This window comes from Nannocystis pusilla (assembly GCF_020073745.1).
GTDB lineage: Bacteria > Myxococcota_A > Polyangia > Nannocystales > Nannocystaceae > Nannocystis > Nannocystis radixulma.
Window position 1 is genome coordinate 1,234,415 of the sequence record NZ_JAIRAU010000001.1, and the last position, 22,290, is coordinate 1,256,704.

At 72.0% G+C, this 22,290-nt stretch carries 21 protein-coding genes; 11 read left to right on the forward strand and 10 right to left on the reverse strand.

Annotated features, from left to right (window positions below; all coding sequences use genetic code 11):
* Positions 1–45: 45 nt before the first annotated feature.
* Together K7C98_RS04805 and K7C98_RS04810 are read left to right on the forward strand one after the other, a co-directional pair.
* Positions 46–2,181 (forward strand): type VI secretion system Vgr family protein, encoded by a 2,136-nt coding sequence (locus tag K7C98_RS04805; RefSeq protein ID WP_224190316.1) that lies wholly within the window; start codon positions 46–48, stop codon positions 2,179–2,181.
* Between the two features lie 21 nt (positions 2,182–2,202).
* Positions 2,203–2,478 (forward strand): PAAR domain-containing protein, encoded by a 276-nt coding sequence (locus K7C98_RS04810; RefSeq protein WP_224190317.1) that lies wholly within the window; start codon positions 2,203–2,205, stop codon positions 2,476–2,478.
* Positions 2,479–2,545: 67 nt separating this feature from the next.
* Here the strand turns inward: K7C98_RS04810 and K7C98_RS04815 are convergent, their stop codons facing one another.
* The 3 genes from K7C98_RS04815 to K7C98_RS04825 all read right to left on the reverse strand — a co-directional run bounded on the left by K7C98_RS04815 (position 2,546) and on the right by K7C98_RS04825 (position 5,146).
* Positions 2,546–3,034 carry a YbhB/YbcL family Raf kinase inhibitor-like protein gene (locus K7C98_RS04815; RefSeq protein WP_224190318.1) on the reverse strand — a complete coding sequence of 163 codons (489 nt, stop codon included), beginning with the start codon at positions 3,032–3,034 and terminating at the stop codon, positions 2,546–2,548.
* 143 nt (positions 3,035–3,177) lie between these two features.
* A complete protein-coding gene (locus K7C98_RS04820; RefSeq protein WP_224190319.1) occupies positions 3,178–3,777 on the reverse strand; it encodes a CAP domain-containing protein in 600 nt (199 codons plus the stop codon).
* Positions 3,778–3,976: 199 nt separating this feature from the next.
* Positions 3,977–5,146, reverse strand: a complete 1,170-nt coding sequence (locus tag K7C98_RS04825; RefSeq protein ID WP_224190320.1) for a hypothetical protein — start codon at positions 5,144–5,146, stop codon at positions 3,977–3,979.
* Between the two features lie 258 nt (positions 5,147–5,404).
* Here K7C98_RS04825 and K7C98_RS43370 point away from each other — a divergent pair, with 258 nt between their 5' ends.
* On the forward strand, positions 5,405–5,530 hold the full coding sequence (locus K7C98_RS43370) for a hypothetical protein (protein WP_263429156.1): 126 nt from the start codon (positions 5,405–5,407) through the stop codon (positions 5,528–5,530).
* 81 nt (positions 5,531–5,611) lie between these two features.
* On the opposite strand, the gene K7C98_RS44615 is transcribed toward K7C98_RS43370, so the two are convergent.
* A complete protein-coding gene (locus tag K7C98_RS44615; RefSeq protein WP_224190321.1) occupies positions 5,612–6,271 on the reverse strand; it encodes a DUF1707 SHOCT-like domain-containing protein in 660 nt (219 codons plus the stop codon).
* A 64-nt stretch (positions 6,272–6,335) separates the two neighbouring features.
* Here K7C98_RS44615 and K7C98_RS04835 point away from each other — a divergent pair, with 64 nt between their 5' ends.
* Positions 6,336–7,556, forward strand: coding sequence for an RCC1 domain-containing protein (locus K7C98_RS04835; RefSeq protein WP_224190322.1), 1,221 nt, complete (start codon positions 6,336–6,338; stop codon positions 7,554–7,556).
* A gap of 88 nt (positions 7,557–7,644) precedes the next feature.
* Here the strand turns inward: K7C98_RS04835 and K7C98_RS04840 are convergent, their stop codons facing one another.
* The 3 genes from K7C98_RS04840 to K7C98_RS04850 form a co-directional block, all read right to left on the reverse strand.
* Entirely contained in the window at positions 7,645–8,289 is a 645-nt protein-coding gene (locus K7C98_RS04840; protein WP_224190323.1) for a hypothetical protein, read from the reverse strand.
* Positions 8,290–8,593: 304 nt separating this feature from the next.
* On the reverse strand, positions 8,594–9,205 hold the full coding sequence (locus tag K7C98_RS04845) for a carbonic anhydrase (RefSeq protein WP_224190324.1): 612 nt from the start codon (positions 9,203–9,205) through the stop codon (positions 8,594–8,596).
* A complete protein-coding gene (locus K7C98_RS04850; protein ID WP_224190325.1) occupies positions 9,202–10,776 on the reverse strand; it encodes a SulP family inorganic anion transporter in 1,575 nt (524 codons plus the stop codon). The genes K7C98_RS04845 and K7C98_RS04850 overlap by 4 nt, the downstream gene beginning before the upstream one ends.
* 140 nt (positions 10,777–10,916) lie before the next feature.
* Between K7C98_RS04850 and K7C98_RS04855 the strand changes: the two genes are divergently transcribed.
* The 4 genes from K7C98_RS04855 (at position 10,917) to K7C98_RS04870 (ending at position 15,487) form a co-directional block, all read left to right on the forward strand.
* Positions 10,917–11,345 (forward strand): hypothetical protein, encoded by a 429-nt coding sequence (locus tag K7C98_RS04855; RefSeq protein WP_224190326.1) that lies wholly within the window; start codon positions 10,917–10,919, stop codon positions 11,343–11,345.
* A 248-nt stretch (positions 11,346–11,593) separates the two neighbouring features.
* Complete coding sequence (locus tag K7C98_RS04860; protein ID WP_224190600.1) at positions 11,594–13,600, forward strand: hypothetical protein; 2,007 nt, start codon at positions 11,594–11,596, stop codon at positions 13,598–13,600.
* Between the two features lie 188 nt (positions 13,601–13,788).
* Entirely contained in the window at positions 13,789–14,799 is a 1,011-nt protein-coding gene (locus K7C98_RS04865) for a YdcF family protein (RefSeq protein ID WP_224190327.1), read from the forward strand.
* A 145-nt stretch (positions 14,800–14,944) separates the two neighbouring features.
* Entirely contained in the window at positions 14,945–15,487 is a 543-nt protein-coding gene (locus K7C98_RS04870) for a hypothetical protein (protein ID WP_224190328.1), read from the forward strand.
* Positions 15,488–15,502: 15 nt separating this feature from the next.
* Here K7C98_RS04870 and K7C98_RS04875 read toward each other — a convergent pair whose 3' ends face one another.
* Positions 15,503–16,417: a hypothetical protein gene (locus K7C98_RS04875; protein WP_224190329.1), complete on the reverse strand. Its 915-nt coding sequence runs from the start codon at positions 16,415–16,417 to the stop codon at positions 15,503–15,505.
* Between the two features lie 99 nt (positions 16,418–16,516).
* Here K7C98_RS04875 and K7C98_RS04880 point away from each other — a divergent pair, with 99 nt between their 5' ends.
* Positions 16,517–18,334, forward strand: coding sequence for a WGR domain-containing protein (locus K7C98_RS04880; RefSeq protein WP_224190330.1), 1,818 nt, complete (start codon positions 16,517–16,519; stop codon positions 18,332–18,334).
* Positions 18,335–18,368: 34 nt separating this feature from the next.
* Here the strand turns inward: K7C98_RS04880 and K7C98_RS04885 are convergent, their stop codons facing one another.
* Positions 18,369–18,764 (reverse strand): hypothetical protein, encoded by a 396-nt coding sequence (locus K7C98_RS04885; protein ID WP_224190331.1) that lies wholly within the window; start codon positions 18,762–18,764, stop codon positions 18,369–18,371.
* 19 nt (positions 18,765–18,783) lie between these two features.
* Positions 18,784–20,469: an IgGFc-binding protein gene (locus K7C98_RS04890; RefSeq protein ID WP_224190332.1), complete on the reverse strand. Its 1,686-nt coding sequence runs from the start codon at positions 20,467–20,469 to the stop codon at positions 18,784–18,786.
* A gap of 670 nt (positions 20,470–21,139) precedes the next feature.
* On the opposite strand from K7C98_RS04890, the gene K7C98_RS04895 reads away from it, so the two are divergent.
* The gene (locus K7C98_RS04895; RefSeq protein ID WP_224190333.1) at positions 21,140–21,856 is read left to right on the forward strand and encodes a histidine phosphatase family protein; all 717 of its coding nucleotides are present in this window, start codon (positions 21,140–21,142) and stop codon (positions 21,854–21,856) included.
* A gap of 40 nt (positions 21,857–21,896) precedes the next feature.
* On the forward strand, positions 21,897–22,289 hold the full coding sequence (locus K7C98_RS04900; protein ID WP_224190334.1) for a dihydroneopterin aldolase: 393 nt from the start codon (positions 21,897–21,899) through the stop codon (positions 22,287–22,289).
* Position 22,290 lies beyond the last annotated feature (1 nt).

A 22,290-nucleotide genomic window follows, 5' to 3' on the forward strand; every position in this document is an offset into this window, starting at 1 on the left:
CGCCGCCGTGCGCGCGCGTGATAAGAGCCGGGCTGGAGGGCGGCGATGGATTCGGAGCTGCTGCTGGTCGCGCGTCAAGCAGATCGCTCGTGCACCTTCGAGATCGAGGGGCTCGCCGACAACTTCTGGGTGGTGCGCTTCAGCGGCAGCGAGGCGATCTCGTCGCCGTACGAGTTCCACCTCGACGTGGTCGCGCGGCACATCGCGGTCGGCGAGCTGGTCGGCCGCAGCGCGGCGCTGAAGATCGTCGTCACCGGCGAGCCGCGGCTGGTCCACGGCATCGTCCTGCGCGCCGAGTACACCGGCGAGATGCGGCCGCGGGCGATGTACCGCATCACCCTGGTGCCGCAGGTGTACACGCTGCTGCTCCGCACGAATTCGCGGATCTTCCAGAACAAGTCGACGCCGGACATCCTGCGCCAGGTGCTCGAGGAGGCCGGGCTCAACCCGCGCCGCCAGGTCTCGTTCGAGCTCACGGGCACGTACCAGCCGCGCGACTACTGCGTGCAGTACCGCGAGAGCGACCTCCACTTCATCAGCCGATTGATGGAGGAGGAGGGGATCGTCTATTACTTCGAGCACGCGGCGACCCGCCACGTGATGCGGATCAGCGACCGCGCCGGCGGGGCGCTGATGATCCCGGGCGAGGCGACGCTGCCGTTCCGCATCGACGACATGGTCCGCGACGAGCACGTCGGGGTGTTCCGCGTGAGCGAGGAGATCCGCCCCAACCAGGTGGCGCTGCGCGACTTCAACCTGCACAAGCCCGACGTGCTGCTCGAGGCGACGCAGGGCGCCGGCAGGCCGCCGCTCGAGCTCTACGACTACCCCGGCGAGTTCCAGGAGGCGGCGCTCGGCAAGCGGCTGGCGAAGACCGAGCTCGAGGCGGCCCAGGCGCTGCGCCGCGTCGGCCGCGGCACCAGCGACTCGCCGCGCCTCCTGCCCGGGTTCGCGTTCACGCTCGCCGACCACCCGCGCGCCGAGCTCGACGGCGAGTACCGCCTGCTGCGCGTGCAACACTTCGGCGAGCAGCCCGGCACCATCGACCACACCGCCGAGCAGGAGCTCGTCTACCACAGCGAGTTCACCTGCATCCCCAGCGACGTGCCGTACCGGACGCCGCGCGTGACCCCGCGGCCGGTGGTCCGCGGCGTGCAAACGGCCACGGTCGTCGGCCCCGAGGGCGAGGAGGTCCACGTCGACGAGCACGGGCGCGTCAAGGTCCAGTTCCACTGGGACCGCCTCGGCGAGTCCGACGACACCTCGTCGTGCTGGGTCCGCGTCAGCCAGGCGTGGGCCGGCAACGGCTACGGCGCGATGTTCATCCCGCGCGTCGGCCACGAGGTGATCGTCGACTTCATCGAGGGCGACCCCGACCGCCCGATCATCACCGGTCGCGTGTACCACGGGCTCAACGCCACGCCCTACAAGCTGCCCGACGACAAGACCAAGAGCACGATCCGGACCGAGACCTACACCGGCGCCGGCTTCAACGAGCTGCGCTTCGAGGACGCCAAGGGCGTTGAGCAGATCTTCATCCACGCCCAGCGCGACGTCGACGTCAGCGTGCTGCACGACCGCCGCGAGACCGTCGGCAACGACGAGCACCACAAGGTGCTGCACGACCGCATGTCGCAGGTCGTGAACGACGAGCACCGCACCGTCGGCGCCGACGCGCGGACGCAGATCGGCGGCGCGGCCCACACCGAGGTCAAGGGCGCGGTGACGACGAAGGTCGGGGGAGCGCTGGCCGCGAGCTACGGCGGGGCGGTCGACGTCTCGATCACCGGTCAGACGACGCTCGGCATCGCCGGCGGCCTCGACCTCAAGATCGACGGGGCGCAGAAGGTCTCGGTCGGCGGGGCGCACAACCTCACCACCTCGGGCGACAGCGCCGTGAGCGTCGGCGGCGACGCCAGCGCCAAGGTCACCGGCACGGTGGTGGTCGAGGGCGCGACGCTGATCTTGAAGGCGACCGCCGGCATCACCCTGCAGGGCCCCGGCGGCTTCGTCACCATCGACGCGAACGGCGTCAGCATCCAGGGCACGATGATCCTGCTCAACAGCGGCGGCGCGGCGCTGGCCGGCTCGGCCTCGCCGGCGCTGTCGCCCGGCACGCCCGCGGACGCGAGCCCGACCGCGCCGACCGCTCCCACATCGGCCGAGCAGGCCCCCACCTGAGCGACAGGAGGACGTCACGCCATGCCACCCGCAGCCCGCGTCACCGACCTTCACACCTGCCCGCTGCCGTATCACGTCGGCGGCCCGATCAACAAAGGCGAGGCGACCGTGATGATCGGGTACCAGCCCGCGGCCCGCGTCGGTGACACGGCCGTGTGCGTGGTCGGCGGCATGGACACGATCGCGCTCGGCTCGGCGACGGTGATGGTGGGGGGCGCCCCCGCGGCCCGCATGGGCGACGCGACCAGCCACGGCGGCGTCATCACCGCCGGCTTCCCGCAGATCATGATCGGCTAGGACGCAGGCCCGGCGCGGACCCGTTGCTGTCTGAAGAGACAGCGAACATGGTCGCAAGGACAGGCGGTTAGCCGGCGCGGCGCGGCGCGGCGGCCTCTTTCTGATAGGTGCCGACGAGCTCGGCGCGCGCGAGGATGTGGCCGGCGACCGCGGCCTCGAACTCGTCGCGGGTCGGGGCGTGGAGGTCGGGCAGCCGCGTGTCGAGGGCGTAGAGGGCGAAGAAGTAGCGGTGACGGCCGATCGGCGGGCACGGGCCGGCCCACGCGGCCTTGTTGTAGTCGTTCTTGCCGTGGCGCGCGCCGGGCGGGAGCTTGGCCGCGGCGCCGGCAGGCAGCTGACGCACGTCGGGCGGCAGGTCGACGACGATCCAGTGGACGAAGATCCGGCGCGGCGCGGCCGGGTCGGGGGCGTCGGGGTCCTGCACGAGCAGCGCGAAGCTGCGGGTCCCCTCGGGGACGTCGCTCCATTCGAGCGGCGGCGACAGATCGTCGCCCTCGCAGGTGTGCTTGCGGGGGATCGAGCCCATCGATTCGAAGGCGGAGGAGCGGAGCTGCATGACGCGCGAGTGTACGCAGATCGGCCGGCGCGCCGCGTCCGTGGCACCTGCCACGGTTCTTCGCCGCTGCGGTACGAGCGCCCGGCGATCGGGCGCGGCCGTCGCCGAGCGCACGACATCCCACCCGCGGGAGGGCCGGCGAATCAGTAGGGCCATTCGCCGGTGATGTTGCCCGGCGGGTCGTAGTTGCAGATCCAGACCTCCTGGTCGCCGCAGACGGCCATGCCGCAGCCGAGGCGTCGGCTGTCGCGCCAGACGACCTGGGTGTAATGGCCGCACACGCCGCTGCACGTATTGGTCTCGTCGTCGTAGTCGGCCTCCTCGGCGACCCATTTGGCGACGACGTCCTCGGCTCGCGGCGGGTAGCCCCAGCTCTTGAAGATGTTCTCGCCGTACTGCTGCGCGTCGGGCCCGTCGTCCGGCCGGTGCTTCATGACGCAACCCTGGGCCTCGAGCTCGTCGGCCCACGCCTGGGCGAACTGCGCCACCGCGGGCGACCAGGTGAGCCCCGGGATCCCGAGCGCGGCGCGGACGCTGTTGTGTGCGCCGGTGATGCCGGCGAGGCGGCCCGGCTCGGAGTCGGCGCGCGGCTCGAGCTCGGCGGCCGGGGTCGCGGCCGCGGCATCTGTCTTGACGGACATGGTCGCCTGGACAGCTGCGGTGATCATCAGGATCGCGGCGCCGAGCGAGCCGAGGGCGCGGCGCGCGGCGGCCCGATACGCGGAGGTGTGGCCGGTGCACATGGAGATCGAGCCTGGCTCGAGCGCCGGGGCGCGCCGGGAGCCGGCGCAAGGCCGCGATGTCGGTGGAGTCGCCGGGACGTCGCAGGGCGGGCGCGAGGTCGAACGGACCGAGGCGCGCGGTAATGTCGCGGCGAGCAGGCACCTCGCGCGGTGGCAGGCGGGCGAGCGGCCGCGGTGTGGCGGATGGCGACGGGCCCGGTCAGCCCGGCGGGACGAACTCGTCGCAGGCGTAGTCGATGACGCCGACGGCCTCCTGGAAGAACGGGCTGTAGTCGGGGGCGCAGATGCTGTCGATGATGCCGCGGTCGCCGAAGTAGCCGACGAACTCGACCATCTTGGCGGTGGGGATGCACTCCTGGCCCATGGTCTCGGCGTCGCCGTTGAGGGACAGCATGACGATGGTGGTCTCGTTGCCGCCCTTCAGCGCCAGCAAATCGTCGTACCAGCTCTGCGGGGTGCCCGGCGAGCCGTTCTCCTGTTCGTCGGAGATCATGGTGACGACGAGGACGGCGTCGTCGCGCAAGAAGCCGGGGTGGCAGCCGCCGTCCTGGGTCTGCGGGCCGAGGGCCTGCAGCAGGGCCTCGGCCGGGCGCTCGTTGGAGTTGCCGGTCGCGCCCATGTTGGCGACGCAATCGAAGGTGCCGGGCAGGTCGGTCTGGTCCTGCGTCATGTAGCGCAGGCCGTCGTCGATCGGGCAGGCGATCGGCGGGCCGCCGGCGCCCTGGCTGCGGCCGGCGCCGAGCGTCTGATCGCACGGCTCCGGCGCCGGCGGCTCCATGCCGCAGATGATGTCGGGGAAATAGACGGTGAGGCAGCCGTCGCCCGGATCGTCGGTCATGCACTTCTCATGGCACTTGTCCCACTTCTCGCCCCACTTGTCCTGGTCGTCGGTGTCGATCACCATGATGTGGTAATCCTGGGCCTGCACCTGCGATTGGATGGTGCTGATGAACCCGGGGAAGCTGTTGGCGAGGTTCTGCTGCTCGTCGCCCATGGAGATCGAGTTGTCGAGCACGAACAGGAAGTCGACCTTGGTGCAGCCCTCGCCGGGCGGCGGGGCGCCGAAGTCGGCCATCGCCAGGTCGAGCTTGGGGCTCGCCGAGTCGTTGCCGGTGACGCCGGCGGTCGGCTCGTCGGTGGCGTTGCCGGGGCCGCCGCTGGTCGGCACACCGGAGTCGGACCCGGTGCCGCTCGACTCGCCGGTGACGCCGGTGACGCCGGTCATCGTCATGCCCTGGGTGACGCCGGTGACGCCGGTGACGCCGGTGGCCCCGCTCGCGCCGTCGGTGTCGCCCTCGCTCGGACCGCAGCCGCCGCCCCAGCCGATCGCCCACACGAGCGCCCCGATCCGCACGCTCCGATTACGCATGACTCGCTCCATCCGCGCAGGATCGCCAAGCCCGGCGACGACGTCAACCTGACCCGAAGGACATTTTTTTGACGCGCGGCGACCGGGGTCTCCGGGCCGCGGTCCGGAGCGGACACGTCGGTATCCTGGCGACGAACTCGGTCGCCGCGGTCGACATGGGGGCGCTCTACGTGATCGGCGCGGCGGACCGGTGGCCGGGGTTCTTCGCGTTCACCGTCGGCGCGCGGCTGTTCATGGGCCCGGGGGCTCGCCGGGTTGATGCTGGCCGGCTCGGCCCCGGGGTCGTTCATCGGCGCGGTCGCCTGGGAGTGGCTCGGCGCGCTCGTCACCGCGGCGGCGCTGCTCCGCGACCGGCGCGGCCGGCGGCCGGCGATGGCTGCCTGAATCGACATGTCCGAGAGGACATGCTGAAAAGAACATGTGCGCAGGGGCATGCGCCGTCGCGCACGGCCCGGCAGGCGGCGCTCAATCGTCGCCGGCCGGCAGCGCGCGGGCGCTGCGCTCGGCCAGGGCCTTGTGCTCGCGCTTGCGCCGCTTGCGGGCGCCCCAGGCGTTCTCGCCGGGCAGGCGCTCGTGGATGGTGAGGCTGCTGAAGATGACGCGACCGCGCAGGCGCAGCACCTGACGCGGCTTGCCGGGCGGCGGGGGGCCGCTCAGCTGCTCGACGGAGCCGAGGAGCGCGCCGCAGTCGTTGTCGAGCTGCCAGCCGGGCGGGATGATGAGGTCGAGGTTGCCGCACACGAGGTGGACGTCGAGCTCGATCGGCCCGCCCGGGAGGACGGCCTGGCGCAGGTCGATGGTGGCGTTGCCGAACACGACCCGCACGTGGGTGCGCGGGCTGACGTGCCACGCGCCGGTGCGGTCGATCGAGCTGAACAGCACGCGCATGCGAGCGGCCGGGCCGGACACGGCGACGGCGGTGCTCGCGGGGACCAGGGCGGTGGTCTCGACCGGGCGCAGGTCGGCGACGATGGCGTCGATCTCGGCGACCGTGGCGGCGCGCTCGACGGCCTCGAGGCGCTCGTCGAGGGTGTCCTGGTCGATCAGGTCCTGCGCGTAGCCGTCGCCGAGGCGGCCCCGGGCCTGCTCTCGCGCGCGTTGCAGCTGTCCTGCCGGCGAATCCACGAGCGGCCTTGTACCATGACGGCGGGCGCCCCAGGAGCGCGGCGATCGAGTACGCTCGCGGGGCGTGCGGATCGGCGTGGCGATGGTGGCGACGGCGCTGACCGGGTGCGGGTCCGGGTGGGCCGGCCGCGCGCCGGCCGAGCCGGGCGACGAGGCCGCGCAGACCGCAGGGGAGCCGTTCGTCGCCGAGCTCGCGGTCGGCTCGTTCCACACGTGCGCGCGCCTGCGCGGCGGGACGATCCGCTGCTGGGGGATGGGCGCGAGCGGGCAGCTCGGCGACGGCGCGGCGGCGCAGCGCGCCCGGCCCGTGGTCGTGGCCGGCATCGACGACGCGGTGCAGGTGGCGGCCGAGGGCGATCGGTCGTGCGCGGTGCGGGCCGACGGGAGCGTGTGGTGCTGGGGCTTCAACGCGGTGCCGGAGATCGAGGAGGAGGTCCGGCGAGGTCGCGCGCTGGCGCAGCCGGTCGCGGGCTGGCGCGAGGTCCGGCAGCTGGCGCTGGGCTTCGATCACGACTGCGCGGTGGTCGGCGACGGCAGCGTGGTCTGTCGCGGTCAGGGCACCCGCGGGGCGCTCGGCGACGGCGGGCTGATGGCGATCGGTCCGGTCACGGTGGTGCGCCTCGAGGCGGTCGAGGAGGTCGCGGTCGGCTACGCGTTCAGCTGCGCGCGCACGACCGCCGGCGAGGTGCTGTGCTGGGGCTGGAACGAGTACGGGCAGTGCGGCGAGCCGTCGGGCCGCGACCACCTGACGCCGAACCGGGTGCCCGGGGTCGCCGGCGCGGTGGCGCTGACGGCCGGCTTCGACCACGCGTGCGCGCTGCTGGCCGATGGGACAGCCATGTGCTGGGGCGGCGACACGTTCGGCCAGCGCGGCGACGGCGGCGAGGCGACCGTCGGCCCGGCGGCGCCGGTGGTCGACCTGCGCGACGCGGTGGAGCTGGCGGCCGGGCAGTACCGGACCACGGCGCTGCTGCTCGACGGGACGGCCCGCGGCTGGGGCCGCGAGTGGGGCCGGGAGCGCGCGCTGTGGCCCGAGTGCGCCGAGCCGCGCGAGCACGTGAGCGTCGCGGCGCCGACCGAGCGCCGGCAGGCGCCGCCGGAGCCGTACTGCCCGGTGCCCACGCCGATGCCGCTGACGGGGGCCAGCCAGGTGGTGGTCGGCCAGCTCCACGCCTGCGTCCGCACCGACGACGGACGCGCGCTGTGCTGGGGCAGCAACGCGTACGGCGGCCTCGGCGACGGCGGCGTCACCGACCGGGCCCAGCCGACGCCCGTCGCGTGGTGAGAAAATTTCTGTCCCTATGGACATGCCCGTAAGGGCATGACCGTATGGACCTGCCCGATACGGCATGTCCAAAGGTGCGTGATTGTAATTAAAATTCGACGCGGAGCGAGCCGGGGCCGAGGGCCAGCGTCGCGGCCGGGCGGTTGCGGTTGTGGCGGGCCAGGGCGACGCCGTTGATGATCGTCGAGACCAGGGAGATCTTGGTCATGATGACGGCGCTGATGCCGAGGATCGGGCGGGCGAGCGGGCCGCAATCGCGACAGTCGTCCGGGGGGAAGGCGGCGATCATGCCGAGGGTGAGGACGCTGAGGCCGAGGGTGATGCCCCAGCCGATCTGGCGCCGGCGCAGGGTATCGTGGCGGCTGGCCCACTTTTGCCAGGCGTCGTCGGCGAGCACCACCGGCTCGCGCGGGATCGGCAGCGGCGCGGGTAGACCGGCGGGCGGCATGTAATAGCCGGGGGGCGGGTCGTACCAGCCGGGCGGTGGATCGTAGTACCCGGCGGGCGGATCCTTGTAGACGGGCGCGCCGCCGGGCGTGTCCGATTCGTAGTACGCGGGGGGCGGGTCGTAGTAGCCCGGCGGCGGGTCGTAGTGGCCCGGCGGCGGGTCGACGTAGACCGGCTGCATGTAGCTCGGCGGGCTCGCGCTGTCGGTCGCCGCGGTGGACGGCTCGTCCCCGGCGGCGGCGAGGAGGCTGGACGCGACCACGAGCGCAGAGAGCGGTGCCAACATCGCCTCACGATATCGCGTTCCCCGGGGCCGCGCTCGCGGCCGGCGGCGGGTCGGCGTGGGGACCGGAAGAGGTCGCGAGATCGCCGTTTTTGCCGCGGATCACAGCGAGGCGGGGCCTGGCGGGCGGGCGAGGTCGCGCCGCCGGGAACATGGAGGGGAACCCCGCGCAGGAGGCGCGGCGACGGGGCGAGGAGCCGACCCGTTCGCCGCAGGTCGCACAGGCGCGGGCGCGGGCGAGGGGGCGCTCGTCCTGGTCAAACATAGGACGTGTCCAAACGGACATGTCCTTCTCGTCATGCGCGGATCACAGCAGCTTCTGCGGGCCGGACGGGCTGAGCGTCAGCAGCGGCTGGATGAGGCCGTCGGGCAGCGAGTAGACCCACGCGTGGAGATACGGGTAGTTGTACTTGGCCCAGGCGTTCTCGATGACGTCGGTCTGGGCGAGGCGGTGGACCTGGGCGACGGTGTTGAGCTCGACGAGCTTGGCCCAGCGCTCCTCCTCGCTCAGGAGATCGAGCTGCGCGCGGTGCTGCTCGTAGATCTGGGCGACCGGATCGAGCCACTCGGACAGGCGCCCGGGCGGGGCGCCGTTGATGGCCGCCTTGACGCCGCCGCAGCCGTAGTGGCCGCAGACGATCACGTGGCGCACCTTGAGGGCCTCGATCGCGTACTGCAGCACGCACAGGACGTTGCGGTCGTCGGCGCGGACGAGGTTGGCGACGTTGCGGTGGACGAACAGCTCGCCGGCGTCGGTGACGGTCAGCTGGGTCTCGGGGACGCGGCTGTCGGAGCAGGAGATCCACAGGAACTCCGGCTGCTGGCCGGAGGCGAGGCGGGCGAAGAACTCGGGGTCGATGGCGCGGCGCTCCTGCGCCCACGACTTGTTGGCGAGGAGCAGGCGGCGGGCGGGGTTCATGCGGCGGCCTCTTGCTTGAAGTGGTTGTTGAGGCTGGTGGCGCTGCGGCGCAGCTCGACGGTGATGTTGCGGGCGCGGGCGGACACCAGGAAGTCGTCGATGGCGTCGACGATGTCGTGGTCGATGAACTGGGCCCGCGTGCCGTCGATCAGCACGGTGGCGCCGTTCGGGATGGCCGAGAAGGCGCGCAGCAGCGACGGCTTGTTGAGGAACGAGACGTCCTTGGCGAACCGGATCATGTACTCGTCGCCCTCGTGGGCGACCACGATCGCCGACGTGAAGTTGCTGCGGATGACGAAGTAGATGCCGACGAGGACGCCGATGGCCACGCCGACCAGCAGGTCGGTCAGCAAGATCGCCACCAGGGTGATGCAGAACGGCACGAACTGGGCCTTGCCGCGCTGGTACTGCTCGTGGAACACCCGCAGGCTGGCCAGCTTGATGCCCATGACGATCAGCACCGCGGCCAGCGCCGACAGCGGGATGTGATTGAGGATCGGCGCCAGCACCAGGACGCTGAGCAGCAGCAGCACGCCGTGGAGGATCGCCGACATGCGCGTGCGCGCGCCGGCGTCGATGTTGGCCGACGAGCGGACGATGACGGCGGTGATCGGCAGGCCGCCGAGCAGGCCGGAGGCGATGTTGGCGGCGCCCTGGGCCTTGAGCTCGCGGTCGGTCGGGGTGATGCGGTGGAACGGGTCGAGCTTGTCGGAGGCGCCGATGCTCAGCAGCGACTCGACGCTGGCGATGATGGCGATGGTGGCGGCGATCCGCCACACGGCCGGGTCGGCGAGGCGCGAGAAGTCGGGGAACGGCAGCGCGAACAGGATGCCGTACAGGCCGTTGAGGTCGGGGATGGCGACCAGGTGCGTGGCGTCGGTGAGGTACAGGTCGGGCGCGTATTGCTTGAAGAGGATGTTGGTGACGGCGCCGACGAGCACCGCGACCAGCGCCGGCGGCATCCACGAGCCGACCAACTTCTTGCCGAACTTCTGCCACAGGAGCAGGGCCGCGAGCGCGGCGGAGAAGATGATGAAGGCGCCGAGGTCGGCGTTCTGGACCGCCTGGACGATGTCGGAGAAGGTGTTGCCGCCGCCCTCGGTGGCGAAGCTCTCGTCACCCTCGAAGTCGAGGTCGTAGCCGAGCGCGTGCGGGATCTGCTTCAGCACCAGGATGCAGCCGATCGCCGCCAGCATGCCGTGCACCACCGAGACCGGGACGAAGTGGGCCACCGCGCCGGCCCGCAGCAGGCCGAAGCCGAGCTGGAGGGCCCCGGCGAGGACGACCGCGAGGATGAAGGCGGAGTAGGCGCCGAGCTCGGTGATGCCCGCCGCGACCACCACCGTGAGGCCGGCGGCCGGCCCGCTGACGGACACCGACGAGCCGCTCAGCGCGCCGACGACGAGGCCGCCGATGAACCCGGCGAACAACCCCGACAGCAGCGGCGCTCCGGAGGCCAGCGCGATGCCCAGGCACAGCGGCAGGGCGACGAGGAAGACGACGAGCGCGGCCGGGAGGTCGGCCGCGAGGTGCGAGTGCCAGGGTTGTTTTTCTGGAGTCAAGGGCGCCATCGATGATGAAAAGAGCTTAATCGTTCCGGGGCCGGATGTAGTGGCAAGAATCGGGACTAGCGTCCACCGATAAGAAATACAGGAAGATAGGTTCAGATGAAGATAGCATCATGTGGTGCTAAGAGCCCGTCGAGGGCCCCATGGGATTCATCGACCGCCTCAAGACGCTCGGCAGCCACACCTTCGGCAACCACGGCGAGGCGATCGCCCTGAGCGGCCTGCAGAGCGCTGTGCGCGCGGGTGACGATCTCCACGCCACCCTGGAGCTGGTCGGCGGCGAGCATGACGTGAACCTCGACGCCGTGCTCCTCCGCCTCGACGAGGAGCGGCTCATCTACGACAACCCGCGGCACGGCGACTTCGACTTCTGGCGCGAGGCCGCCGCCGTCACCATCCCGCTGGCCGGCCGCCACCTGGCCCGCGGCGAGCGCCTCAGCGTCCCCCTCGTGCTCAAGCTGCCCGCCGACCTCGAGCCCTCGGCCAACCACCGCCGCTACCGCGTCACCGCCAAGCTGCAGGCCCCGGGCCGCCACCCCAGCGCCAGCGCCCTCGTCGACGTGCTCGACTGAGCCGCGGGCCCTCCCGCCCGATATCTGTCCCTCGGGACATGCGCGAGGACCGGCCGGCCGGATACACTCGTCCGGTCGTGTCCGTCCTCGCCCGCCGCCTCCGCCGCCTCCGGTCCATCGCCCCGTTCGTGCTCGCGCTCGCCTGCGACCGCCGCGAGACCCCGCCGCAGCCGGCGGCGGTTGCGCGGCCGGCGAAGGCCGCCGAGCCGGACGCGCCGCCCGCCACCGCGATCCCGGAGAGCCCGCCGATGACCCCGCCCGACCTCACGGCGCTGACGACCGAATTGCTGCGCAAGCACGGGGAGGGCCAGCGCGCGCGGATCGAGCGCGGAGTGGCGCAGGTCGCGGCGCTGTGGCGGCCGGAGGACGGCGACCTGGCGGCGTTCGTGCGCGAGCAGTTCATCAGCGACCAGGCCCAGCTGGACGCGACGTTCGCCCGCCTCGAGTCGGTGTTCGAGCAGATCGACGGCCACACCCACGAGGTCGGGCGCGAGGTCCGGCGCGCGACCGAGGTCGACGTCGGTCCGATGCTCGCGGTCGACCCGCTGCTCGCGACCTACGACCCGTTCGCCCACGTCACCGAGGACCTGTTCCAGGCCAAGGTCGGCTTCGTGGTCCTGCTCAACTTCCCGCAGACGACGCTGGCCGAGCGGCTCGAACATGGCCCGAAGTACAGCCGGCGCCAGTGGGCCGAGGCCCGCCTCGGCTCGCGCTTCAGCCGCCGCGTCCCCGCGGAGGTGCGTCAGGCGGCCACGCGCGCGGCCGCCGACGCCGACCTGTACATCGCCCAGTACAACGTGTGGATGCACCACCTGGTCGATGAGACAGGCGCCCGCCTGTTCCCCGCGGGCCTGCGCCTCATCAGCCACTGGAACCTGCGCGACGAGCTCAAGGCCCGCTACGCCGACCCCGACGGGCTGAAGAAGCAGCAGGCGATCGTCAAGGTGATGGAGCGGATCGTGACCCAGACGATCCCGGCGGCGGTGATCGACAACCCGCACGTCGACTGGAACCCGTTCACCAACGCCGTCACCGCCGCGCCCGCGGGCGAGGTCGAGGCCGACGCGCCGAACCGCGAGGTGGTCACCGACGGCGCGCGCGAGGACGACGTCCGCTACCGCAAGCTGCTCGCCAACTTCCACGCGGCCAAGCGCGAGGACCCGTTCGTGCCGATCGCCCCGACGGCGATCGCCCGCAGCTTCGAGCTCGGCCGCGAGCTGCCGGAGGCCCGCGTCAAGGCGCTGCTCGAGCAGGTGCTGACGTCGCCGCTGGTGGGTCGCACGGCGCGGCTGATCGAGCAGCGCCTCGGCCGCCCGATCGGGCCGCAGGACCTGTGGTACGCCGGCTTCCGCGGCAACGCGTCGCTGCCCGAGGCCGAGCTCGACGCGCGCACGAAGGCCCGCTACCCGACGCCCGAGGCGTTCGCGCGCGACATGCCGCGGCTGCTCCAGGGCCTCGGGTTCGCGCCGCCGCGCGCCAGGTTCCTCGCCGAGCACATCCTCGTCGACCCCTCGCGCGGGGCCGGCCACGCGCTGCAGTCGCTGCGCCGCGGCGACTTCCCCCACCTGCGCACCCGCGTCGGCGCCGAGGGCATGGACTACAAGGGCTACAACATCGCGGTGCACGAGCTCGGCCACAACGTCGAGCAGGTGTTCTCGCTGTACAACGTCGACCACACGCTGCTCGCCGGGGTGCCGAACAACGCGTTCACCGAGGCGCTGGCGTTCGTGTTCCAGGCCCGCGACCTCGAGCTGCTCGGCGTCGGCAAGCCCGACGCCGCCAGCGAGCGCGAACGGGTGCTCGCCGACTTCTGGGCGACCTTCGAGATCGCCGGCGTGGCCCTCGTCGACGTCGCCACCTGGCACTGGATGTACGACCACCCCGAGGCGAGCCCGGCCGAGCTGCGCGAGGCGGTGGTGAAGATCGCCCAGGACACGTGGGACCGCTACTACGCCCCGGTCCTCGGCAGCCCGGGCACGCCCCTGCTCGGGATCTACAGCCACATGATCTCGTACCCGCTCTACCTGGCCGACTACCCGCTCGGCCACCTGATCGCGTTCCAGATCGAAGAGCACATCCACAAGGCCGGCAAGCTCGGCCCCGAGTTCGAGCGCATGGCCTCGCTCGGGGCGCTGACCCCCGACCTGTGGATGACGCAGGCGACCGGGGCGCCGGTGGCCGCAGAGCCGCTGCTGCGCGCGACCGAGGCCGCCCTCGCCAGCGCCGGCGCGCCGCCGCGTGACGCGGGCGAGTGACCGATTGGACATGTTCGTGAGAGCATGCTCATAAGAACATGCTCATAAGAGCATGTTCTTATGAGCATGTTTTGAGAGATGGTTTGCGCGAAGTGCGCGATTTGTTGCACGGGGGGCGGGGCCGCTGGCCGAGATCGGGCGCGGCGGCGGGAATGTTCGCCGCGGGCGGGGCGTGGCAGCCGGTGACGATGTCCTCGTCCAGCGGAGAGCACGCAGGCGCCCGCGCCTGGCTTGCGGACGTCGGCCTGGCGCTCGGCGTGTTCGTCGCGCTCAACGTGGCCGGCGAGCTGCTGGTCGGCGGCGGCTTCGACGTCACGGGCGCGTGGATCAGCCTGCCCCAGGGACCAGGTACGACGCTCCTCGAGGCGATCCTGGCGGCGGCGCTGATCGCCCGCGGGCTCGGACCGCTGCGGCGGGCGCGGGTGACGGCGGCCTGCGCGTTGCTGATCGTCGCGGCGGCGGCGGCGTGGGACACGATCGTCTACTTCGCCCTGCTGACGGCCGGACGGATCGCCACGCCGCTGCCGTTCCCCAGCTCGGTGCTGGTGCTGGCGCTGGCGCTGGCGCTGGCGTGGACGGCGGCGCGCCCGGGCCCGCCGCGGACGTGGTCGAAGGGACAGGTCGTGCGCAGCCTGGCGGTCGCCGCGGTGGTGGCGTGGACGCTGCCGCTGGTGCTGATGCTGACCTTCGGCCCGACCCGCTACGCGCGCGAGGCCGACGCGATCGTGGTGTTCGGCGCGCGGGTGTACGCCGACGGCAGGCCGTCGCACGCGCTGGCCGATCGCGTGGACGAGGCGATCCGCCTGTACCACCGCGGGCTGGCGCCGGTGATCGTGATGAGCGGGGCGCTCGACGAAGTCCACGGCGGCTCGGAGCCGGCGGCGATGAAGGCGCGGGCGGTCGCGGCCGGCGTGCCGGCGGCGGCGATCGTGCTCGACGAGCTCGGGGTCGACACGGCGGCGACGGTGGACGTGACCGCGGCCTGGCTGCGCGAACGCGGCGAGCGACGCGTGCTGGCGGTCAGCCATTATTATCACCAGCCGCGCGTCAAGCTGCTGTTCCAGCGCGCCGGGGTGCTCGCATACACGGTGCCGGCGACGATGAGCCGGCGTTTATTAAAGGAGCCGTGGTTCGTGGCGCGCGAGGTGCTGGCCTACTACGCGGCCTGGCTCGCGCCGGTGTTGCCGATGAAATCGTAGGCGCGGGGCGCAGCGCGTCGGGGCGGATGCGCGCGGTCGCGGGCGTGACCGAAATTGCTGGGATGTTCGCCCATCCCGAGGCGCGGTCGCGGTGCATGGCGGCGATGCACTGGACCGCCGCGCCGTTCGAGCGTAGGACTGTCGCATGCCCATCTGGCTGACGCTGATCTGGCTGGTCATGTTCGGCGGTCTGGCCGCATTCTTCCTCCGTTCGATCATCCGACAGCAGGCCGCGATCCAGGCGTGGAACCGGTCGCCCGCAGGCAAGCGCCACCAAGAGGCGCTGGAGTCGTGGCTGCTCTGCAAGGCGCGCGTCGAGCGGGCCGAGCCGACCGGCGAGCCGCCGGTGATCCGAGTGGCGATCGAGTCGCGGAGAGTAGGCGGCGGGGGGATCAAGCATGTTCATGTCTCCGAGGAGCGACGACCGATGCACGTGCAGGTCCGCTTGCTGCCGATCGGCGGCGGGGAGGTGGTGGCCGAGGCGGTCCTCCCCATCATCACGGCCGAGATCGGTGACTTGACGCCCGGGCGGATCTTCAGCGTGCTCTACGATCCCCGCGACCCGCAGCGCTTCTGGATCGATTCGACGCGGCGCGACGAGACGCTGATCGACGCGGTCACGATGCGCACGCGCGCGGCGGAGGAGAACCTCCGCGCGGCGCAGGCTTTCTCGAAGGGCCAGGGCTGAGCGGCGGACCGTCGATCAGTCGATCTGCACCTCGACGGCGCCGCTGAGCTCGAGCTGCCACAGCTCGTGGGCGTGATCGGGCCAGCCCGCGCCGTTCGTCGGATCGACGACGAGCTCGACGCCGTGGCGGCACGCGACCTGGTAGGTCCCGCGCTCGAGCGCCGCCCAGGCGCGGAGGTCGACGGCCAGGGTGATCGGGGCCCCGGGGACGACCTTCGCGTAGGTCATCGGTCCGCCGAAGTCGTGGGCCTCGATCTTTGGGAGCTTCGTGTCGCCGCGGCGGACCTCGAATTCGAAGCGATTGTCGCGAGGCCCGCGCTGACGACCGCCGACCGAGACATGAGCTGCACGGGCGTCGGTGTTCTCGATGACGAGCTCGATCTCGATCGGCTCGCCGGCCTTGAACGGGCGCTTGCGCGGCCGCCAGCGCCCGATCAGGCCCTGGCCGAGCGGTGATCGATCGCGGACGGGCACACCCCAGAGCGCCGCGAGCCCGCGCGCCGAGGCGGCGTCGACCTGGAAGGTCACGGTGTCGGTCCCGCCGCTGCCACCGCCCGGGCCCCAGCTGCTCGCGGGCGCCGCGGTGCCGTCGGGCAGGACGAGGAACTGCGCCCGGGTCGCGGCCCCGGAGCCCTCGAGCCACACGCTGTAGCGATCGTTCGCGTTGGCGATCGAGAACACCCGCGGGTGCCGCGTCCGCACCCGACGCGACAGGGCAGCCCGCTCGCCGCGGGAGGTCGTCACCGCGAGTCGACCGCGCGGGACGGGCGGATCGAGCCGTTCGTCCCCGCGCCACGCGGGGGCGAGGAGCTCGCCGTCGTAGACCTCGCCGGGCTGGCTGCTCCGCGCCGGACGGGCGAGGACCCGGCGGGCGAGCGTCATCAGCGGGGTGGCGGCGAAGATGTGAAGCGCACAGCGGCGGGACGGCATGCTGTCCTGGAACGATATGCGCGCTCCGAGCTTTCATCCGACGACGCCCTGCGTCGCCCCGTGCCGCACGCGCATCCGGTTCTCTGCTAGGACGCGGCGATGCAGGACGCGATCGCTCCCGCCCTCCGCCTCCACGATCGTCTCGTCGCGCCGAGGAACTTCTGGTCGTACGTGATCGACGGCGAGGCCGTGACGATGACCCAGGGCCGTGTCGGGACCGACGGCAAGAGCACGAGCAAGTCGCTCGAGAGCGAGGACGCGGCCCGCGCGTTCGCGCGCAAGAGCCTCGAGCAGAGAGTGGCGAAGGGCTTCGTCGACGCGTCACTCCGTTACGAGATCGCGGCCTGGGAGGATGTCGCGTCGGCCCTCCGCGGGCCCGGCAACGGCGAGGAGCCGACCGACCGCGTGCTCGTCTTGCCCGGTCCGACGCGCCTCCCGCACTCGCTCTGGATCGAATTCCGCGAGGGCATCCTGAGCTGCGAGGACGACGACGGGCGGCCGTTCGCCGGGATCCTGGTGCGCGGCGACCTCGACATCGACGGCGCGCTCTACGGCTACGAGGACGACTTCGGCCCCTTCCTGCAGGTCGAGGGCAACCTCCGCGCCCGTGCGATCGCCACCGGCGGGGCGCGCATCGACGTCGCCGGCGACATCGTCACGGAGGAGCTCGTCGGCGCGTACAACCACGGGCTCGTCAGGGCGCGCGGTCGGCTCTCGGCGCGCGTGATCGCGAGCGAACACACCGTGCAGGCCGATGGCGGGCTCGACGGGCTGCGCTACCTCGGCTGGGGCGGCCACGTGCTCTCGGTGCAGGGCGGCGTCGCGGACGAGTCCGACCCCTACGACCCGGCGGGCGTGTTCGTCTCGTCGGTGCGCCGGAACGAGAGCGTCGACCTCCAGCAGGCGCGGCGCTCGGTCGCCGCGGGCGGTTCGATCCTGGTGGCCTCGCCGACGAGCATCCGCCAGGAGTTCGCGCGGAAGATGGCGCCGAAGCTGGCGAGCCGGGAGAAGGTCAAGACGCTCTCGCTCGCCGGCAAGGGCCTGACGCTGCTGCCGGACGAGCTGTTCGCGTTCCGCAACCTCGTCAAGCTCGACCTCACCCACTGCCGGCTGCGCGCGCTGCCGGACCGACTCGGCGAGCTGACCGGGCTGCGCGAGCTCGTCCTGAGGGGTAACGGCCTGCAGCGGCTGCCCGACTCGATCGGCGAGCTGGCCGAGCTCCGCAGCCTCGAGCTCGAGGCCAACTGTCTCGTCGACCTGCCGCCGAGCCTCGAGCGGTGCACGAAGCTGCAGCGCCTCGTCCTCACCAACAATCCGTACTCGTACGTGCGGCGCTCGTTCGGCGGATGGCACCGGGTGGCGCTGATGTGGCAGCTCCCCGACGTGGTGTTCCGGCTCCCGGCGCTCGAGCACCTCGAGTTCGATCAGACCTTCGTGCGCAGCCTCCCCGAGGGCAGGCCGGCGAGCGAATCACTGCGGGTGAAGGGCGTGCGCGGCACGTTGCTGCCCGAGCGCGAGGCGCAGCGCTTTCCCGGGTGGAACATCGACGCCGCGTCGAGCGTCGGGCATGCGCTGTTCTACGCGCGGATCTGGCTGCACCGGGAGAACATCCCGCTCGAGCGGTTCTGGGACCCGACCTCGGGCCGCTACGACTTCAGCGAGACCGACGCGCTGCTGCGCCTGATCCTTCGCATCCAGATCCCGACCGCGGCGCCGTACGACGATGTGCTGGCGGTCCTCGAGAAGCAGTCGGCCGCGCTCGCAGGCGAGCTGAATTGGAGCGGCAAGTTCGAGGAGCAGGTGCGGCGGCTGTTCCAGTCGTTCGTCGCCGTGCTCGACGTCGAGGCGCAGGAGCTCCCCGGTCACCCGCTGATCACGCGGTTGCGCCCGATCTTCGAGCGGCACGCGGCGGGGTGAGGCCGAGTGCTTCGTGGGACCTGCGAATCAATCGTCACGCGGGCGGGCGGGGCTTGCCGACGAAGTAGCGGATGATGTCGGCGAGCGTGCCGACGCCGAGGCCGACGGCGCCGAGCATGAGGAAGGTGGCGACGCCGGCCAGGTCTTCGAAGCCGCCGGTGTTGGGGCCGGCGAAGGCGCGCAGCATCAGCACGTAGCCGACGACGAGGCCGAGCTGGGCGCCGAGGAAGCCGAGGCGGGCGCCGAGGAAGCCGAACGCGACCGGCAGGGCGACGGTGAGCAGCAGTGACAGCGAGGCGCCCTGCACGGCTTCGAGCGTGGGCGGCTGGCCGGTGTTGAGGGACGCGGCGAGCAGGGCCAGGCCGATCCAGAGCGCGGCGGTGACGAGGAGGACGACGAGCCAGCGCGGACTGAAGGCGGGCGGGACCATGCGATGATTGTAGCGAAGGTCACCCGGGCGGTTGGTTGATCTCGCCGAGGCTGAGGCCGCCGGGATAGGCGTAGCTGATCCGGCAATCGTAGCCGTAGACCTCGATGCCGAATTTGACGGTCTGACTGCGGATGTCGTGGGGGCCGTCGGGGATCAGGAAGCGCGCGTAGCCGAGGCCGCCGACGCCGAGGTCGGTGGCGGCCGGCAGCGCGGCGCCGTCGAGCTCGATCGTGTCCCAGCCGGCCAGCGGGCCGACCACGGTGATCATGTCCCAGCCGTAGGTCTCGGGGGTCAGGAAGGTGTAGTTGTTGCGGTACTGGGCGGTCGGCGGGATGAAGGTGATCGCAGGGTCGCCGAGCTCGGTGGTGTCGTCGGAGGGCACGTCGCAATTGCTGGAGATGAATTCGCCGGGGTACTCGGCGTCGTTCTTCGGCCCGCTCGACTGGTCCTGGCTCAGCATGTAGTGGGCGACCATGAAGGCCTCGCTGCCCTCGACGCGGAACGAGGCGGGCGTCAGCAGCTCGTGGAACTGGCCCTCGTCGAGGACGACCTCGCCCTGGTGGTCGCCGGTGAACGTGAGCACGGTGCCGTCCTTGTCGGCGAGGAAGCGGTAGAGGTCGGGCTCGTCGCTGCGCGGGCGGAACTTGACGACCGCGTAGTCCTTGCCCCACGCGGTGCGCGGCGGGACCTGCTCCTCGAGGTAGTCCTTGTAATAGTTCATGCCGGGGCCGGGCAGGCTCATCGCCGGCGAGCCGGTCATGACGGCGACCGGGGCGGTGCTGCTGACCCGCATGCCGGTGAAGTCGGCGACGCTGCCGCTCGGCGAGACGATCCGCAGCGCCTGCTGGGCGTCGACGGTGTGCGTGGTGCTGGCCCCGCCGACGAGCCCGGGCACGCCGCCGCCGCCCTCGGTGCCGCCCTGCATGGTCGCCGGCATCTCGACGGTGACCTCGTTGCCGTCGACCATGCTGATGATGCTGACCCAGCTCGCCGAGAAGTCGCTGTTGTGATAGCTCGGCACCAGGTAGTCCTGGCCCCACGCGTGCGCGGGCAGCAGGATCGAGGCGTCGGCGGTCGCCACCTGCGAGCTCGAGTACGGGCTGAACTGATAGGCGACCACCGGCACGTCGCTCTCGAGCCGCAGCACCTGCGGCAGCACGCCGGTCGCCACCGGCATGGCGTGCTGCGACAGGGCGGCCGAGAACTCCGGCAGGATGAAGGTGTGGAGCTGCTTCGGCGGGACGACCGCGGCCTCGAGGAGCTCGCCGGCGGCGCCGTACAGGGTGACGTTGGCGTCGACGTTGCCGCTGGTGTTGGCGGCCACCACGGCCCACGGCAGGTCGGTGCCGTCGTCGCCGACGGTCGGCGCGAACAGACAGCCGGCGCTGGTGAGGTTCATCGCCGCGAGCTCGCAGGTGCTCTCGTCGACCGGGCCGGTGTCGCCGACGTCCGGCATCGCGCCGAGGTCGAACTTGGCGCCGTTGGTGGTGGTGCTCGGCGAGGTGGAGCCGGTCGGCGAGGAGTTCGAGGCGTCGGTCGTCGAGGTGGTGGCCGGCGCCTCGGTGGTGGCCGGACTCGTGGTCGCGTCGGTGAGGCCCACGGACGCGCTCGTGCCGGTCGTCGAGGCGCCCTCGGTGCCCGCAGGGGGACTGGCCGCGCAGGCGCAGACGAGGACGAGGAGGAGCGGGAACGGGCTGCCGCGCATGTGAAGATGGTAGGCCGGAACCGAGCCTGGAGGCGATCGCCGGGGGGCAGTTTTTCACCTGACCCTTGGACCATGCGCGGTGGCGAGCACGCGAGCTGCCTGCGGGCCCCCGTCGGCCCTCGACGCAGCGCTCGGATGGCTGCTGCTCGCGCCTCACCCGTGCGAGCGATCTCGGGGATGCCCCTGCGGGTCGCCGAACTCGGCCTCTCCGGGCGACCCGCGGGCTGGACGCGAGCGTGAGGGGCGTGGGACGACGGCGCGGACGTATCGACACGGCGACGAGCGCGGTCGATAACGCCAGCGAGGACGGCGCTGTTCCGTCCCCGGCGAATTGGTGTGATGATGTGTTCTTTCAGTCATGTTGCTCGAAGGACATGTCGCGACGTTCATGTCCCTGGCATGGTGGCCGGTCGAGCAGGGCGCCGCGGCGGTGGGGCGGAGCGCGACCTCGCCGTCGCCGTGAGGTCGAGGGCGAGGGTTGGCGCCCGCGGCGCCCGGATGCGAGGTTCCCTCACGAACGGCGGGCCGATGGCGTGGCCGGCGGTCGGGCGCCGGCGAGAGGAGAGGGGCGGGGCGGCGCGCTACGCCCCGCGTCGTGCTCGTGGTACTCTGCGCCGCAAATGCGCGCTCTGGCCGTCGTCGCTGTCGTGTTGCTCGGAGGAACGACGACGTGACCTCGCTGCGGCTCTACCTCCTGCGTCACGGCGAGCCGGACCTGCGCGGCGAGTTCTACGGCCACGCCGATGTGCCGCTGTCGCCGCGGGGGAGGGCGCAGGCGCAGGCGCAGGCGCGAGCCCTGGCCGCGCGACCGCTGGTGGCGATCTACAGCTCGGACCTGGGGCGCGCGGCCGACGGCGCGCGGCTGCTGGCCGCGCACGGCGAGGCCCGCCCGGCTCCGGAGGCCCTGTTCGCGCTGCGGGAGATGCACCTCGGCGTGCTCGAGCGGCTGGCCTTCAGCGAGGCGGGCGCGCGCTACCCCGAGCTCGCGGGCCGCAGTTACGACGACATGCTCGAGTTCCGCATGCCCGAGGGCGGCGAGAGCGTGCTCGACGTGGCGGCGCGCGTGGTGCCCTGCATCGAGGCGATCATCCTCCGACACGCGCGCCGCGGCAGTCCCGAGGGACAGGTGCCCGCGGTGGCGCTGGTCGCCCACAACACGGTGGTGCGGATCTTGCTCGCCTCGGCGGCGGGCCTCGGCCCGGCCGGCTATGTCCGCTTCGAACAGGCGTTCGGCTCGATCAGCAGCATCGACGTCGGCGACCGCTGGGAGCGCGACCCGTGGCCCTCCGCACGCATCAGCCTGTGCAATTGGGTGCCGGAGCCCGAAGCCGCCGGTGCGCCCCCGGTCGGCGGCCCGCAGGTTCATGCTAAGGTCTCCGCGTCGTGAACCTTCGCTGCTCCGCAGCCCCCCCGAGGAGTGTCTCGTCATGAACCAACGCACGGGCGACACCGTGTACTGCAACCAGCTCGCGCTCGACATCGAGATCGGGTTCCACGAGGTCGAGCGCGGCGTCCAGCAGACGGTGCTCGTCGACCTCGAGCTCACGACCAACTTCGGTCGCGGGCCCGCGAGCGACAACTTCGCCGGCCTCGTCGATTACTACGTGATCGCCAACCACCTCACGGCGCACGTGGCGGGCCGGCGATACGCGCTGATCGAGGCGCTCGCCGTCGACCTGGCCCGCGAGATCGTCAAGCTCCACCCCGAGGTCACTGCGAAGGTGCGCATCGTCAAGCAGCCGCTCGACATGCCGCGGGTCCGCTCGGTCGCCGTCGAGTGCGTGCGGACGGCGGCCGACTTCGCCGCGGAGCCCCGGTAGT